The sequence below is a fragment of the Bacteroides sp. 90-K9/2 genome, from assembly GCF_047310725.1.
In the GTDB taxonomy this organism is placed as follows: Bacteria; Bacteroidota; Bacteroidia; order Bacteroidales; family Bacteroidaceae; genus Bacteroides; species Bacteroides vicugnae.
Genome location: NZ_JBCGVL010000004.1, coordinates 279,845 through 295,282, shown reverse-complemented (window position 1 = coordinate 295,282; position 15,438 = coordinate 279,845). Strand labels below are relative to the sequence as shown.

15 protein-coding genes are annotated in these 15,438 nt (G+C 41.2%); 5 read left to right on the top strand and 10 right to left on the bottom strand.

What is annotated here, in order from left to right; translation table 11 throughout:
• Positions 1–17: 17 nt before the first annotated feature.
• Positions 18–251 carry a DUF2007-related protein gene (locus AAHJ11_RS12295; protein ID WP_004299777.1) on the top strand — a complete coding sequence of 78 codons (234 nt, stop codon included), beginning with the start codon at positions 18–20 and terminating at the stop codon, positions 249–251.
• Here AAHJ11_RS12295 and AAHJ11_RS12290 read toward each other — a convergent pair.
• On the bottom strand, positions 220–1,368 hold the full coding sequence (locus tag AAHJ11_RS12290; RefSeq protein WP_320974556.1) for a pyridoxal phosphate-dependent aminotransferase: 1,149 nt from the start codon (positions 1,366–1,368) through the stop codon (positions 220–222). The genes AAHJ11_RS12295 and AAHJ11_RS12290 overlap by 32 nt on opposite strands.
• Before the next feature lie 105 nt (positions 1,369–1,473).
• Between AAHJ11_RS12290 and proB the strand changes: the two genes are divergently transcribed.
• The 3 genes from proB (at position 1,474) to AAHJ11_RS12275 (ending at position 5,612) form a co-directional block, all read left to right on the top strand.
• On the top strand, positions 1,474–2,556 hold the full coding sequence (proB, locus tag AAHJ11_RS12285) for a glutamate 5-kinase (RefSeq protein ID WP_320974555.1): 1,083 nt from the start codon (positions 1,474–1,476) through the stop codon (positions 2,554–2,556).
• A 764-nt stretch (positions 2,557–3,320) separates the two neighbouring features.
• Positions 3,321–4,577 carry a glutamate-5-semialdehyde dehydrogenase gene (locus AAHJ11_RS12280; RefSeq protein ID WP_320974554.1) on the top strand — a complete coding sequence of 419 codons (1,257 nt, stop codon included), beginning with the start codon at positions 3,321–3,323 and terminating at the stop codon, positions 4,575–4,577.
• 78 nt (positions 4,578–4,655) lie between these two features.
• Positions 4,656–5,612, top strand: coding sequence for an acetylornithine carbamoyltransferase (locus AAHJ11_RS12275; protein WP_320974553.1), 957 nt, complete (start codon positions 4,656–4,658; stop codon positions 5,610–5,612).
• 33 nt (positions 5,613–5,645) lie between these two features.
• Here the strand turns inward: AAHJ11_RS12275 and AAHJ11_RS12270 are convergent, their stop codons facing one another.
• The 7 genes from AAHJ11_RS12270 to rpmH form a co-directional block, all read right to left on the bottom strand.
• Positions 5,646–6,038 (bottom strand): rhodanese-like domain-containing protein, encoded by a 393-nt coding sequence (locus AAHJ11_RS12270; protein ID WP_195650066.1) that lies wholly within the window; start codon positions 6,036–6,038, stop codon positions 5,646–5,648.
• Positions 6,039–6,052: 14 nt separating this feature from the next.
• Complete coding sequence (locus AAHJ11_RS12265) at positions 6,053–6,754, bottom strand: hypothetical protein (protein WP_259022081.1); 702 nt, start codon at positions 6,752–6,754, stop codon at positions 6,053–6,055.
• Positions 6,751–7,899 (bottom strand): 1-acyl-sn-glycerol-3-phosphate acyltransferase, encoded by a 1,149-nt coding sequence (locus tag AAHJ11_RS12260; protein WP_217721903.1) that lies wholly within the window; start codon positions 7,897–7,899, stop codon positions 6,751–6,753. Before AAHJ11_RS12260 ends, AAHJ11_RS12265 begins: the two co-directional genes overlap by 4 nt.
• A 100-nt stretch (positions 7,900–7,999) precedes the next feature.
• Complete coding sequence (locus AAHJ11_RS12255) at positions 8,000–8,974, bottom strand: D-alanine--D-alanine ligase (protein ID WP_234133277.1); 975 nt, start codon at positions 8,972–8,974, stop codon at positions 8,000–8,002.
• Positions 8,971–10,044, bottom strand: a complete 1,074-nt coding sequence (locus tag AAHJ11_RS12250) for an RluA family pseudouridine synthase (RefSeq protein ID WP_117935519.1) — start codon at positions 10,042–10,044, stop codon at positions 8,971–8,973. The genes AAHJ11_RS12255 and AAHJ11_RS12250 overlap by 4 nt, the downstream gene beginning before the upstream one ends.
• A 26-nt stretch (positions 10,045–10,070) precedes the next feature.
• On the bottom strand, positions 10,071–10,724 hold the full coding sequence (locus tag AAHJ11_RS12245; protein ID WP_148363970.1) for a PASTA domain-containing protein: 654 nt from the start codon (positions 10,722–10,724) through the stop codon (positions 10,071–10,073).
• A gap of 370 nt (positions 10,725–11,094) precedes the next feature.
• On the bottom strand, positions 11,095–11,253 hold the full coding sequence (rpmH, locus tag AAHJ11_RS12240) for a 50S ribosomal protein L34 (protein WP_004299762.1): 159 nt from the start codon (positions 11,251–11,253) through the stop codon (positions 11,095–11,097).
• Between the two features lie 192 nt (positions 11,254–11,445).
• Between rpmH and efp the strand changes: the two genes are divergently transcribed.
• On the top strand, positions 11,446–12,012 hold the full coding sequence (gene efp, locus AAHJ11_RS12235) for an elongation factor P (RefSeq protein WP_148363971.1): 567 nt from the start codon (positions 11,446–11,448) through the stop codon (positions 12,010–12,012).
• Positions 12,013–12,082: 70 nt separating this feature from the next.
• On the opposite strand, the gene AAHJ11_RS12230 is transcribed toward efp, so the two are convergent.
• Positions 12,083–13,483 (bottom strand): alkaline phosphatase, encoded by a 1,401-nt coding sequence (locus tag AAHJ11_RS12230; protein WP_148363972.1) that lies wholly within the window; start codon positions 13,481–13,483, stop codon positions 12,083–12,085.
• 162 nt (positions 13,484–13,645) lie between these two features.
• Positions 13,646–15,241 (bottom strand): DUF6377 domain-containing protein, encoded by a 1,596-nt coding sequence (locus AAHJ11_RS12225; protein ID WP_148363973.1) that lies wholly within the window; start codon positions 15,239–15,241, stop codon positions 13,646–13,648.
• Between the last annotated feature and the right edge of the window lie 197 nt (positions 15,242–15,438).

Sequence of the window (15,438 nt, the reverse complement as noted above, 5' to 3'; positions counted from 1 at the left end):
CCCTAATAAGTAAGAGCATGAAAGAAGAAGATTACAGCAAGGCAATAGAAGTATTCTCCGGATCCCCTTGGGAAGCCGAGATCATTAAAGGGTTATTAGAAAGCAACAACATCCGTTGTGTGATTAAAGATGGAATTATGGGGACATTAGCACCCTATATCGCTCCTTCCGTATCCGTCCTCGTGACAGAGGAAGAATACGAAGCAGCCACCGAGCTAATCAGAAGCCGGGACGAGAAAGGTAGCGATTGATACGGTCCAGTCCTTCTTTGATATTCTCCAATGAGTTTGCATAGGAGAAGCGTACATATCCTTCACCTCCCGTTCCAAAGTCTACCCCGGGAGTAATGCCGACATGCGCATGCTCGAGTACATCGAATGCAAAGCGATAAGAGTCGGTTGTAAATTTACGTGCGTTGGCAAAAATGTAAAATGCTCCTTGAGGTTCTACTTTAATCTCAAACCCCATTTCCCGAAGACGAGCAATCATGTACCGGCGACGCTCATCATAAATCTGCTTCATCCGTTCCACATCCGAATCAGCCTGCCGTAATGCAGCAATCCCAGCCTGTTGAGCAACGCTGGACGCACAAATAAATAGATTCTGCTGCAACTTCTGCAAAGAACGCATACAAGATTTAGGTGCGATCAAATAACCCAGCCGAAGACCCGTCATTGCAAAACGTTTAGAAAATCCGTTCAGGACAAAAGCCTGATCGGTATATTCAAGAATGCTGTGCGCACGTCCTTCATAGACAAGTCCGTGATAAATCTCATCTGAAATAACAGGAACTCCCAGTGCTGCCACTTCTCTCAAGAATTTTTCATCCAGCAACATTCCGGTCGGATTCATCGGAGAATTGATAAAGATAGCCGCTGTATGTGGATTCACACATTTGCGAATAGCTTCTATGTCGTATTGCAGATATTCTTTAGACAAAGGAACCAAAACGGGTTTAGCCTGGGTAGCCAACACAAAATTACGGTAACAAGCATATCCCGGATTGGAAAGAATCACTTCGCTATCCGTATTGCAGAGCAACATTAATGCAAGAAGAATGGATGGAGAAGAACCGGAAGTCACTACAATACAATCCGGATCTACCATCACTCCATATTCCCGTAGATAAAAAGCAGCAATTTCCCGCCGCAGTTCCGGGTCCCCCAAAGAATGCGTATAGTGAGTAAGATGACGATCATAAGCCGCTTTTGCTGCTTCCGACACACAAGACGGCACATCAAAATCGGGTTCACCAACTTCCAAATGAATAATATCAACACCTTGTTTCTGTAATTCGTTTGCCCTCTCCAACACATCCATTACAATGAAGGAGGTCATCTGTTCTACTTGTGGATTTGTATGTTTCATTGTTAATCTTTTCTCTATCTGGCTGCAAAGATAATTCTTTTTAGCCTGTTTTGGTAACATATCGGCAAAAAGCTCTATATTTGCGCTTTCAAATCGTTAGTAAGGATGAAACAGGAATTTACACGAATCGCAGTAAAAGTAGGAAGCAATGTATTGACACGCCGCGACGGAACGCTGGACGTTACCCGTATGTCGGCACTTGTTGACCAGATAGCGGAATTACATAAGTCCGGGGTGGAAATCATTTTGATTTCTTCGGGAGCTGTTGCTTCCGGACGCAGTGAAGTGCATCCGCAGAAAAAACTCGATAGTGTAGATCAGCGCCAGTTATTTTCTGCTGTGGGTCAGGCCAAACTAATCAACCGTTACTACGAACTTTTCCGCGAGCACAATATCCCTGTGGGTCAGGTACTGACAACGAAGGAAAGTTTTGGTACTCGCCGCCATTATCTGAATCAGAAAAATTGCATGACGGTAATGCTTGAAAATAATGTCATTCCTATTGTCAACGAAAACGATACGATTTCCGTCAGCGAGCTGATGTTCACCGATAATGATGAATTGTCCGGACTCATCGCTTCCATGATGGATACGCAGGCACTCATTATCCTAAGTAATATTGACGGGATTTACAATGGTTCTCCTTCCGATCCTAACTCTTCTGTTATCCGGAAGATCGGTCACGGCAAAGACTTATCCAACTATATTCAGACAACTAAGTCCAGTTTCGGACGAGGGGGAATGTTGACGAAAACCAATATTGCCCGTAAAGTTGCCGATGAAGGAATTACAGTGATTATTGCCAACGGGAAGCGGGATAATATTCTCGTAGATTTGCTACAGCATCCTGAAGAAACTCTTTGTACACGTTTTATACCATCAGACGAACCAGTATCCAGTGTCAAAAAATGGATTGCCCATAGCGAAGGTTTTGCCAAAGGGGAAATTCACATCAATGCATGCGCTACAGAAGTTCTAAACTCTGAAAAAGCTGTCAGCATCCTCCCGATCGGAATCACTCATATTGAAGGTGAATTTGAGAAAGATGACATTGTGCGTATCATGGATTTTCAAGGAAACCAGATCGGTGTTGGAAAAGTGAACTGTGATTCGAAACAGGCACAAGAAGCGATTGGCAAGCATGGAAAGAAACCAGTAGTACATTATGACTATCTATACATTGAATAATTAATAATAAGAATTTCTGTTTTATCCGATTTTAGAATAAAATTAGCTTGTTTCTGTACGGTTATGAGTGCTTTTCTGTGTTACAAATATAGCGTCACTATCACGACTGGATAATGACGCTATATTCAAAGGATAGTGTCGCTATGTCAGTAATATAGTGACACTATTTGCATACGATACTAAATTTAGGTGATCGCTTCTCTATTGATATGTATTTCATAGCCGAATGAGTTTTCGTTTGACTTAAGTTAAACGAACGCTTGACTATAGTTAAACTATCGCTTGACAGTTGTCAAACGAAAACTTGTTAGGCAATTGAAAAAATAATATAGGTAAGAGAAAGAAGTAAAAGCGGCATATTGACGCGTTATTGTCAGCGATAGCATCTTTGGCTCATTTCTGCACCCGTTATGAACTAAATCATAAATTGAGGATTAGGCACGGATTACACGGATAAACACGGTAGCTTTTCGTAATCATAGCATTAAATCCGTGAAATCCGTGTAATCCGTGCCTAAAATATATTCCTTATTAATCGAGAGTAAACAAATAATCACACGAAATAAACGAATGCTGCCAGAACGAGACTTTATTGAAAAAGATGGAGATAGGCATGTACTTTCCAATCTCATTTCCAAACTCTGGTTCAAAAAGGAATATTATAAGTAAAGAGCAACATTTATTTCTATTTTCAACAAGTTTTATTCACATCATTCACTATATTTGCATAGTTTATCTTTCCATTTAATGCAAAAAAGGAGCAAATGACTACAAATTTAAACGAGACCTTTGCCGCTGTACAAGTAGCAAGTCGGGAATTAGCCCTGCTGAATGATGATGTCATCAATCAGATTTTAAACGCAGTAGCTGACGCAGCAATTGCAGAAACACCTTTCATTCTTTCAGAGAACGAAAAAGACCTCGCACGGATGGACAAAAATGATCCGAAGTACGATCGGTTGAAACTGACGAAAGAACGTTTGAAAGGCATTGCCGCAGATACACGCAATGTAGCAACACTCCCCTCTCCTTTGGGTAAAGTGCTGAAAGAGAGTGTTCGTCCCAATGGAATGAAGTTGACGAAAGTCAGCGTTCCTTTCGGAGTCATAGGAATCATTTATGAAGCGCGCCCTAATGTTAGCTTTGATGTTTTCTCCCTTTGTCTGAAGAGCGGAAATGCCTGCATATTGAAAGGAGGAAGTGACGCCGATTGTTCCAACCGGGCCATCATCAGTGTGATTCACAAAGTATTGAAGAAGTTCAAAATCAATCCGCACATTGTAGAATTACTTCCGGCTGATAGAGAGGCTACGGCAGCGTTACTGAATGCTGTGGGCTACGTAGACTTGATTATCCCCAGAGGCAGCAGCAGTCTTATTCATTTCGTACGCGAGAATGCAAGGATTCCTGTCATTGAAACAGGGGCAGGTATCTGTCACACTTACTTCGATGAATTTGGGGATACAAACAAGGGAGCAGACATTATTCATAATGCTAAGACACGTAGAGTTAGCGTATGTAATGCATTGGATTGCACCATTATACATGAGAAGAGACTGGCCGACCTCTCTCTGATTTGCGAGAAACTAAAAGACAGCCATGTCATTATTTATGCTGATCCGCAAGCTTACCAGGCATTGGAAGGCCACTATCCTGCCGAGCTCTTGGAACATGCAAAAGCAGAAAGCTTCGGCACGGAGTTTCTGGATTATAAAATGGCTGTCAAGACTGTAAAGAGCTTCGAAGATGCCTTAGGACATATTCAGGAAAACAGTTCTAAACATAGCGAGTGTATTGTTACCGAGAATGGGGAACGTGCAGCCTTATTCACCAGAATCGTGGACGCAGCTTGCGTATACACCAATGTGTCTACCGCTTTCACTGACGGGGCACAATTCGGATTAGGAGCCGAAATCGGAATCAGCACGCAAAAGCTACACGCACGCGGTCCGATGGGACTGGAGGAAATCACTTCTTACAAATGGGTCATTGAAGGAGATGGACAAACGAGAAGAAATTGAAAATTGAGACTATACCTATATGTTAGAAATCAAACAAGGTTTTGAGCGAAGCTAATTAAGAATTAAAAAATAAATGATATGAAGAAATTTACTTGTGTACAGGACATTGGCGATTTAAAATCAGCCCTTGCAGAAGCATTCGAAATCAAAAAAGAGCGCTTCAAATATGTAGAACTGGGACGAAACAAGACTTTAATGATGATCTTCTTCAACTCTAGTTTACGTACCCGCCTTAGCACACAGAAAGCTGCACTCAATCTGGGAATGAATGTCATGGTGCTGGATATCAATCAAGGTGCATGGAAATTGGAAACTGAACGTGGTGTAATTATGGATGGAGATAAACCGGAACATATATTAGAAGCCATTCCGGTGATGGGATGCTATTGTGATATCATTGGAGTACGCTCTTTTGCCCGTTTTGAAGACCGTGACTTTGACTATCAGGAAACGATTATCAATCAATTCATCCAACACTCCGGACGTCCTGTCTTTTCGATGGAAGCGGCAACACGCCACCCATTGCAGAGCTTTGCAGACCTGATTACCATCGAGGAATACAAGAAAACAGCACGTCCCAAAGTAGTTATGACCTGGGCTCCGCATCCACGTCCATTGCCACAGGCTGTTCCTAATTCCTTTGCCGAATGGATGAATGCAACGGATTACGAATTTATCATCACTCATCCCGAAGGTTATGAGCTTGATCCGCAATTTGTAGGTAATGCAAAAGTAGAATATGACCAGATGAAGGCTTTCGAAGGAGCCGACTTCATATATGCCAAGAACTGGGCTGCTTATTCTGGCGACAACTATGGACAAATATTAAGCAAGGATCGTGATTGGACTGTCAGCGACCGCCAAATGGCAGTTACCAACAATGCTTATTTCATGCATTGTCTTCCGGTTCGTAGAAATATGATTGTGACAGACGATGTCATTGAAAGTCCGCAATCTATTGTGATTCCGGAAGCTGCCAACCGTGAAATCTCGGCAACTGTCGTTCTGAAAAGATTATTGGAAGGACTGAAATAACCCCAAAAAATAAAGTGCTGATAAATCAGCACTTTATTTTTCTATTTCTTTACCTGCTTCCTCCCAGGAATTAAATCCCTTATCAAGCTCAAAGACTTTATATCCCTTCTCGCTCAAAATTGCCGCAGCCTTCTTGCTTCGTTTTCCACTGCGACAATATACAGCCACCGGTTTGTCTTTTTGCAACAAAGAATCAGCCATTGAAGCAAAAGAGTCATCCATCACATTGATGTTCATTGTCTTCGTGATATGCCCCTCCGAATATTCCGCAAGTGTACGAACATCCAGACGTTGTATATCCTCATTCTGAATAAGAGAATCAAACTCCTCTACATTCATTGATTGAAAATCCCCTTTCTGCTGACAAGAGAAAAGGGAAGAGAGAAACAAAAATATTCCCACGATTAATTGATTCAATTTAAACATATACACTCCATTATTCAATTCTGTCCCGGAGTATAGTCAAACCCGGGATCACTGTACTTATCAGATTCTATCGGAGAGCCATCCTTATCGTACGTATAATATTTAAACTTTACCTTTATCGTCCGACCCGGATTCTCTTCATCTATATATTGCGCCAAAGGAACAGAAATGTAAGCACGCCGATTATAGTATTCTCCATCACTGTTCGCATCATGGTATAACAACATATTCACAATGCCATTTGTTTTAAGTTCGGACACATCTTCCACTATACCGAAAACATGTCCCTTGCCCGTACTGACCTTGAGATTCAAAATCATATTCAGATAATCCCTTCCAAGCCAGATACTGACCATCTCTACCGGATCCAGCTTTATTCCGTCCTTGTAAACCGGATCATCTTCCGGTTTAGGTACCGGCGTTATGAGCGATTGCAAAGAATATATAGTAGCGGTGTTCTCACCGGAAAGCACCTCATAGTTACTCATTACACGTCTGGAAGTGTTTGGAGAGATAGTAGAACCCGTACGGTCTTCCGAAACAGTCAAGACTTCTCCCTTATCAGGAATAAGCGTTTGTATGCGACCGTCTTCTCCGGCCTCTACAGTCACAAATTCCAGTTTCACCGAAGGATAATAATAGTCATCATCTCCACAGGCAGTCATCAGGAAAAGCAATCCCCACAACCAAACGACATGTAATTTTCTTCTTTTCATCGGCAAGCTGCTAAATAATTAACTAACGGATTGGAATACATTAATAACAACTTCTCACGCAAAAAGTCTTCATCCTTATTCGGAATCTTGATTTTTGCCAATTGTTGTTCAATATAGTTCATAAACTGCAGTTTCTCTTCTTCCGTGTAATTGGACACGAATTCCGTTGTGCTATTCAGCCAATCATACGCCACATAATTTCCCGGATATATCCGATAATTACGATGGATGCGGCAATCAAGACAGGCAGAAATACGGGCAAACAAATCCGGTTTCGGCAACGAACGGTCCAAGTCTTGCAAGTCATCATTCAGGCAAGGAGCAACCTGAAAATGTACCCTGCCTTTATATCCGAAAAGACCAGTCTGCATATTAATCAAATCATCCTGTGTCGTCTTTTTATATCCTTCGATGTCCCTCTTCAACTGAAACTCTTGCGCTTTCAGAAAATCACACGGATCATATTCGTATGAAATAGCAAGAGGAGCAATATTCATTTCCATCAGGCGGTCTATCAAATCGCCTTCACCTCCCATTGCCAACATTTTCAATACACTGTCTTGTGTACGGTCATTCGAATCTTTTGCACGTCCTTCACGCTGCGCAATCCAAATAGACTGATTCTTCTCTGAAATGGTGTAATGCATATAACGGGACATACGCGCTGAAGATTCCAACATCTGCCGCATAGTCAACGCCCGCTGTACAATAAATGATTTATTGACACGCACCAGTTTCTTAATCCAGGGATAAATAAGCAAATTGTCGCCAATCGCAATTTCTACCGTATCCATTCCCTGGTCAATCAGCAAAATAGAGAGAAAGCCCGAATCAAGAATAATGTCTCTATGATTCGATATATACGTATAAGCTTTGCTTTTATCCGGTATGGCGGTATGATCCAGTGTCAGTCCGGCAGTATGATCTGCCGCTATCTTCCACAAAATGCCATAGCAAAATGCCTCCTGAAAATCAAGCTTAGTCTTACAGGCACGCATCTTTTGCGCCAGAAGTTCAAATGGAACGTTCGGTATAGCACCGGTAGCAGCTTTCTGAAAAGCCGGATCGGCAATCAGTTCCTCAAAGATTTGAGGAAGTTCCTCATCATTGTAAGGACGAATTTCATTAAACTCTGTCAGATCCATAAGTCTCAAGTATTATGTGCTCAAGTATTAAGTAATAAGTATAAAGTATTAGACTGCGTACAAACCGCATGGTTAATACTTGATACTTGATACTTAATACTTAAAACTTGTTTTCAATAATATCAGTCATCACATCCTTTATATCCAGTCCGGCTGCACGCACTTGCTGGGGAATAAAACTGGTAGTAGTCATTCCCGGAGTAGTGTTTACTTCGAGAAGATTCAGTTTTTCACCGGCAGTTATAATGTAATCTACACGGATAATACCGGAACAACCTAATATATCATAGATAGCTGAAGTCAGCATCTGTACGCGTTTGGTCAATTCATCCGAGATACGCGCAGGAGTGATTTCATCTACCTGTCCATTATATTTAGCATCATAATCAAAGAACTCATTGTGCGTCACTACTTCCGTAGGCGGAAAGATCACCGTCTTCTCTTTTGTCTTATAACAGCCGCAAGTCAGTTCCGTTCCGTCCATAAACGCTTCAACAATCACCTCTTCCGCTTCTCCGAAAGCTTTAACAATGGCCGGTTGTATTTGTTCTTTTGTCTTCACTTTCGTAACCCCGAAACTCGAACCTCCCAAACTAGGCTTGATAAAACAAGGCAGGCCGATCTTTTCCACTACTTCGTCGTCAGAAACCGATTGTCCCCGGCGCAACAACAGTGATTCGGCAATGCGCACCCCGAAAGCTTTCAGATATTGATTGCAGGTAAACTTGTCATAAGTAATGGCAGCCGCCAACACTCCACAACAGGAATACGGAATACGCATCATATCAAAATAGCCTTGCAGCCTGCCATCCTCACCCGGCGTACCATGGATGGTGATATAAGCAAAGTCGAACACAACCTTTTCCGTTCCGTTCATAAAACTAAAGTCATTTCTATCCACCGGCACTTTGTTTCCGTCCGGTAATTGTACTTCCCAGCGACGGCCTTCCATCTCCACGATATACAAATTATACTTTTCCTTATCAATAAAGGAATAAATACCCTGTGCGCTACGCAGGGAAACTACGATTTCAGAGGTATCTCCTCCTGCTACGATAGCGATGTTGCGTTTCATTCTAATTCTCTATTACTTATATAGCCTCTCCACTTCTCGATAAGCCGGGTCATGTCATCCGGAAGTTCGGAAGTAAAATACATCTCTTCACCTGTGACGGGATGCACAAACCCCAACGTCATAGCATGCAAAGCCTGTCGGGGACAAGTGTCAAAGCAATTATTTACAAACTGTTTGTATTTACTAAAATGGGTTCCTTTCAGTATCTCATGACCGCCATAGCGTTCGTCATTGAACAGCACATGACCGATATGTTTCATGTGGACACGAATCTGATGAGTACGTCCTGTCTCAAGTATACATTCCACAAGGGTTACGTATCCCAGTCTTTCCAGTACGCGGTAGTGTGTAACGGCATGTTTGCCCACTGTCGGATCGGACATCACCGCCATTTGCATCCGGTCTCTCGGATTACGGGCAATATTACCGACAATCGTTCCTTCATCCTGTTCCACAACACCCCACACCAAAGCACGATATTTGCGTTTGGTAGTCTTATTAAAGAATTGAATTCCCAAATTTGTTTTGGCATCCGGTGTCTTGGCAATCACCAGTAAGCCTGAAGTATCTTTATCGATGCGATGAACAAGTCCCACGTGCGGGTCATTGGCATCATAATCCGGTATATCCTTCATGTGCCAAGCCAGCGCATTGACCAGCGTGCCGTGATAGTTTCCGTGTCCCGGATGCACGACCAATCCCGCCGGTTTATTCACAACCATCAGATAAGGATCTTCATAAACGATAGTAAGGGGAATATTTTCAGGAATAATTTCATTTTCATAACGGGGACGGTCCATCATCACTGTAATGACATCCAGCGGTTTCACTTTGTAGCTACTCTTCACCGGTTTGCCATTGGCCATAACGAATCCATCTTCGGCAGCTTTCTGAATACGGTTGCGCGAAGCATTGACAATACGTTCGAACAGATATTTGTCGACTCTGACCATCGCCTGCCCCTTGTCTACAACCACGCGGAAGTGCTCGTAAAGCTGGGATTCGTCACCGACAGGTTCTATATCATCCAAATCATTCTCCAGTTCATCCGGAAGTTCTTCCTCTATCATGCGAGTCCGTTTCTGTTATTTATCTATTAAAACCAACTATCATCTTGGGCAGATGATGATTCCGACGTAACCGGCTTCTCCGTATCCACGAAAACTTCGACCGAGTCCTCTTCTTCCGACATATCACCGGAGCCGTCTCCTACCATCAATGTCAAAGAAGCTCCCAAAGGAATCTTTTCTCCGGCAGCCAACTGACGTCCCTGATATTTCACACCGTACACCCAGTCTTTCTCACCATTTACCAATTGAATCTGATTCAGTTTAAAACCGGCATTCAGTAACTTAGCCTGTGCCTGCCGGAGCGAGCTGTTGTCCGCCACATCAGGAATGGCACGTAAAGGGACATCCAGTGTATTAACAGTCAGGTATACCGTACGTCCTTCCTTCACTTTCTCACCGGCTCCCGGTTTCAGTTCAAGAATGATACCCGCTGCTTTATCTTTGACATATTTAGTATCGGAAATCACATATACCAGACCGTGATTCCGGAACATCTTCGTAGCTTCTTCCACTGTCATTCCTTTCACATCGGGAACTACCACGCTTTCACCATGATGTGTATGTATATCAAGCCATTTCAACACACCAAATATCATCACTATCACCACCACAATCATGGCGATAATATTCACCCAGAAATATTTATTGTTTTTAAAAGAAAAGAATTCCTTAATAGTCATACGCATTGCTGTTAATATGCGCCAAAGATACGACAAAATAGTTGAACTTTTAAAAAGTAGGCGATGAAAAATGTCCCTACCTATTATGCAAGGACACTTATCATCACCAGAATTGCTGCAACTATAATCCCCACTCTTATAGATTTCAACAACCTTATTATAATGATACGGGATTTCAAGTCCCGGATATACTCTACCATCGCATATGTTCGTTTATGAGTTTTATTTAATCTCACAAAGAAAAGCAAAAAGTCATAAACAAGAGCAAATAATATCGCTTTTTAACATACTATCCCCTTGAAAAACAGAGAAACAAAAAAGGCGAAGATTAAATTCTCCGCCTTTTTTGTTTCCTGATGACAAGTGATTATCACTTCTGTCCGTTGTACTCATCAGAAACAGTCAGTTTCTTTCTGCCTTTCGCACGACGAGCAGCTAATACTCTACGACCATTAGCCGATGCCATTCTCTCACGGAAACCGTGTTTGTTCTTTCTCTTTCTGTTAGAGGGTTGAAATGTTCTTTTCATTACTGTATCTTGTTTTTATGTTATTATTCTACGTAATCGGGCTGCAAAAATAGGCACTTTTTTTAAATTAACCAAGAGATAACTCATTTTTGCTCAAAAGTTTTTGTGTTTTTTACCGATTTAGATTACTTTTGCAGTCGAATTCCTGCGAAAACAATTAAATAACAATAATAGATTAAGAAAAATAGCAGTATGATTAATGCTCAAGACATCAAAAACGGAACTTGTATCCGTATGGACGGAAAGCTCTATTTCTGTATAGAATTCCTGCATGTAAAACCAGGTAAAGGTAACACTTTTATGCGTACTAAACTGAAAGATGTAGTTAGCGGATACGTTCTCGAACGCCGTTTCAACATCGGTGAAAAGTTGGAAGATGTACGTGTAGAACGTCGTCCATACCAATTTTTGTATAAAGAAGGAGAAGATTATATCTTTATGAACCAAGAAACATTCGACCAACATCCTATCGCTCACGATTTGATTAACGGCGTTGACTTCCTACTCGAAGGTATGATATTGGATGTGGTTTCCGATGCTTCTACAGAAACTGTACTTTATGCAGATATGCCAATCAAAGTGCAAATGAAAGTCACTTATACTGAACCAGGACTGAAAGGTGATACAGCTACTAACACACTGAAACCTGCAACTGTGGAATCAGGTGCAACAGTACGTGTTCCTTTGTTCATCAGCGAGGGTGAAACAATCGAAATCGATACTCGTGACGGTTCTTACGTAGGACGTGTGAAAGCATAATTTAAAAGAACATATAAAAATAGCCGGGAGTCTTTGGACTTCCGGCTATTTTTATATTCATACAGTTCTATTATTTATATCCTGCAGCTTTCGCAATTCTTTTAGGTATTTCTGTATTATCAATCTTCTCACCAAACAGTTGAGAACCTGCACCAATAGCAAATACAGGAACATAACCGGCAGAGTGTCCGCCACTTACCCATCCTATCATGGCTATTTCATCCATCACTTCCTTCGCACGTGCAGCCATCGGTTCGTTCTTAGAGTACATACTTTCAGCAAATACGACTTTATTCTTCACGAATGATTTCTCAAACTCATCACGCAACTTTTTTTCCTGTTCCCAAGAAATTGGGAATTGTTTCCAGAAGCCCATTTCTTCGCCAAGGAATGTTTTCATGTCCTCCCAAGTGACTTTATTGTCTTTTGATTTTCTCAATTCACTGATACGTTGTGAAAGTCCGTCAGTAGAATTTTTCTGATATTGCAATGCTTTCAGGTTCAACGCATATTTTCCCGTACCGAGCACGATACCACCTGTTTCATGATCTGCAGTGATCACAATCAGTGTTTCTTTCGGATGTTTCTTATAGAATTCATAAGCTACTTTGACAGCATTATCCATGTCTTTCACTTCGTTGAACACAGTAGCGGCGTCATTGGCGTGGCATGCCCAGTCAATTTTACCTCCTTCTACCATCAAGAAAAAGCCTTTATTATTACCTTTAGTAAGGAAGTCAATAGCACTTTCCGTAATTTGTGCCAATGTCAAATCATTCTCTTTGCGATCAATGGCATAAGGCAGACAAGAAGGATTGGCTCCTTCTTCCTGAATCAAGATCATCTTTTCTGCTTTTGCAGCTTTTGCCTTATAGTCATTGTAACCACGTGCTACTGTATATCCTGCTTCTTCAAAAATAGGGAAAATGCTCGGAGCTTCTTTCTTGTCATAAGTAGTGGTAGGTTTCAAGAAACCACCGCCTGCATAAAAATCGAAATTGGCTTTCGGCAAATCAAGAGCGATTTCATAATTCATATTACGATCAGGTTGATGTGCATAGAATGCGGCAGGAGTAGCATGATCTACACTGACAGAAGTCGTTACGCCCACCTTTTTTCCAGCTTTCTTTGCCTTTTCAGCAACAGTTTGAATGGCACTTTTATCTTCTCCTACGGAAATAGCACCATTATAGGTTTTCTTTCCTGTTGCCAATGCAGTACCTGCAGCTGCAGAGTCTGTTACTGAATTTTTAGCAGAGAAAGTGGTTGCTACGGTAGCAACCGGAAATTGAGTAAACAACAAAGGCTCGACGCCAATACGGCCATTTTGAATTTCCGCCTGATACATCTCCGTACCATTTACTTGATTGACTCCCATTCCATCTCCGATGAAATAGAATACGTACTTTGCTTGCCCGTTAGCTACAACGGAGATAAGGACAAAGAACAGTGTGTAGATTAACTTTTTCATTCTCTAGTATATTTATTATTAGATTAGTTGCCTACAAAGTTAGAAAAAAAAGAAAGAGATGCAGCGGATTATCGAACACTAAAAGTGGATATTTGCTGAATATGCCAGTATTACTTGCTCGCATATTACGAAGCAATAACACATTGCTATCTGTGAATAGCACTATAGGTTCATTACATTCTGCTCAAACTGATCTTTGTCCCCGGCAGCTTTATTACGCATCCGGCTACGATAATTATAGATAGTGGCCAAAGAATAACCGAGAAAATGAGCGATTTTGTTACTGTCTACCACTCCCAAGCGGATAAGGGCAAAGATACGAAGTTCTGTTGTCAGAAGCTCATCGGATTTCGGATAAACCCTTGCTTCTTCTACCAGCAATTCATTAAAAGCGGAAATAAAGTTCGGAAATAATTTCAGGAAAGACTTATCAAATTCATTATAAAACTCATCCCGCTCATCCCGGATAAACTGTTCGGATTTAATAGCCTTAAATAAATCTTCGATACGGGATGCCATCGCCAGTTTAGCCAATGAGCGACGGTAGGTTTCCAGTTTATCCAGATAGTTGACACACCTGTCCAGATAGCGGGCAATATATACCTCTTTTATTTTCCCCGTCTGCTCCAGTTCTTTGTTGACTACTTGCATCTGTTCATTGGCCAAACTCAAATCATGCCGCATGATAGACAGTTTCTTCATCCAACGGTACAGAAAGAAGATAGCAACCAAAAGAAACAATGACAACAAGCTGACACTGATTAACATGGTTCGGGAAACCGCACGTTCTTTTTCTTCCTTCAGTTTATAAGCCTTATCAATAATCGGAAAAAACTCAGTTACCTCGATAAAACGTAAACGGGCATTACAAGCTACAGCGTCCTCCATCGAACAACTCAAATACTTGTAAGCACGATCAATATCCCCCTGCTCATACATCAGATGGGCCAACTTCTGCAAAGAGGCATACTCTCTCACTGAAGACTCCAAATCCGCTATCGCTGTCAATATCAGATAGTATACTTCTTTCTCTGTATCTTTCTTCATACTATATGCTTCGGACAGCGTATAGTAGATATAAACTTTCTGGCGTTCATCAACAACGTCTTTCAATGCATCATTAAGCATGACTAAAGCTGTGTCGGCTTTACCATTGACTATATATTTTTCAGCTGCAACAATCGTCCTGTTTGTTTCCGGAGGCATGATACTGATAATAGAATCACGATATAAATCTGTCTTTTTCAAGTATTTCTTTTTTTCCTCCTTATTGGTAGTATAGTCAGCAAGCCAGCCATAGCAGGCACGGTAAGTCTGATAATAAGACAGTAACATTCTTTTGTCCAACTTCGCCGGGCGAATTCTCTCCAACTCTTTCATTGCTTCAATATACATCCCCATCACCCCCAACACTGTTGCCCGGTTAATCATAATCTCATTCTCCAACTCCGGACGATTCAGTTGAGGTAGAATCTGTTTTCTACTGTTTATATAATGAAGTGCAGAATCTGCCTGATAATGGAGATAAGCATCAAACAGAGCACCATATAGCCGGTATTTATCAACAGGATCAACCGAATGAGCAAGCTGGACTTTCAAGCCATCAATCTCCTTTTCTTTCTGAAGCTGATAAGTTTCTTTCTTATTTATGATGTCGTCCAGTCTTTTAAGAGCTGCTCCATATTCCGTCTGCTTTGCAGACAATGAAACAGGATAAGCCAAGAGAAAAAATAAAATATAACAGGCTATATTTCTCATAGGATACTTTTTAAAGATGTCACAAATATAATAAATATAGTAATGAGAATGAAATATATATTCATAACTATTTTAATTTTCACTTATATTTCCTCATCGTTATTTCGCTAACATACTATTGATTTACAACGCATTAACTCCCGAAAGCATTTATATTTATATTCTAGTTTCCAAATATAGCATCCTATCCCTCTACA

Excerpts from the sequence above, each read along its gene's own strand:
- AAHJ11_RS12280 (WP_320974554.1), top strand. The coding sequence starts at position 3,321 with ATGACTACAAATTTAAACGAGACCTTTGCCGCTGTACAAGTAGCAAGT.
- AAHJ11_RS12275 (WP_320974553.1), top strand. The coding sequence starts at position 4,656 with ATGAAGAAATTTACTTGTGTACAGGACATTGGCGATTTAAAATCAGCC.
- AAHJ11_RS12225 (WP_148363973.1), bottom strand. The coding sequence starts at position 15,241 with ATGAGAAATATAGCCTGTTATATTTTATTTTTTCTCTTGGCTTATCCT.
- AAHJ11_RS12250 (WP_117935519.1), bottom strand. The coding sequence starts at position 10,044 with ATGATAGAGGAAGAACTTCCGGATGAACTGGAGAATGATTTGGATGAT.
- AAHJ11_RS12245 (WP_148363970.1), bottom strand. The coding sequence starts at position 10,724 with ATGACTATTAAGGAATTCTTTTCTTTTAAAAACAATAAATATTTCTGG.
- AAHJ11_RS12290 (WP_320974556.1), bottom strand. The coding sequence starts at position 1,368 with ATGAAACATACAAATCCACAAGTAGAACAGATGACCTCCTTCATTGTA.
- AAHJ11_RS12260 (WP_217721903.1), bottom strand. The coding sequence starts at position 7,899 with ATGGATCTGACAGAGTTTAATGAAATTCGTCCTTACAATGATGAGGAA.
- AAHJ11_RS12295 (WP_004299777.1), top strand. The coding sequence starts at position 18 with ATGAAAGAAGAAGATTACAGCAAGGCAATAGAAGTATTCTCCGGATCC.
- AAHJ11_RS12230 (WP_148363972.1), bottom strand. The coding sequence starts at position 13,483 with ATGAAAAAGTTAATCTACACACTGTTCTTTGTCCTTATCTCCGTTGTA.
- rpmH (WP_004299762.1), bottom strand. The coding sequence starts at position 11,253 with ATGAAAAGAACATTTCAACCCTCTAACAGAAAGAGAAAGAACAAACAC.
- AAHJ11_RS12265 (WP_259022081.1), bottom strand. The coding sequence starts at position 6,754 with ATGAAAAGAAGAAAATTACATGTCGTTTGGTTGTGGGGATTGCTTTTC.
- efp (WP_148363971.1), top strand. The coding sequence starts at position 11,446 with ATGATTAATGCTCAAGACATCAAAAACGGAACTTGTATCCGTATGGAC.
- AAHJ11_RS12270 (WP_195650066.1), bottom strand. The coding sequence starts at position 6,038 with ATGTTTAAATTGAATCAATTAATCGTGGGAATATTTTTGTTTCTCTCT.
- proB (WP_320974555.1), top strand. The coding sequence starts at position 1,474 with ATGAAACAGGAATTTACACGAATCGCAGTAAAAGTAGGAAGCAATGTA.
- AAHJ11_RS12255 (WP_234133277.1), bottom strand. The coding sequence starts at position 8,974 with ATGAAACGCAACATCGCTATCGTAGCAGGAGGAGATACCTCTGAAATC.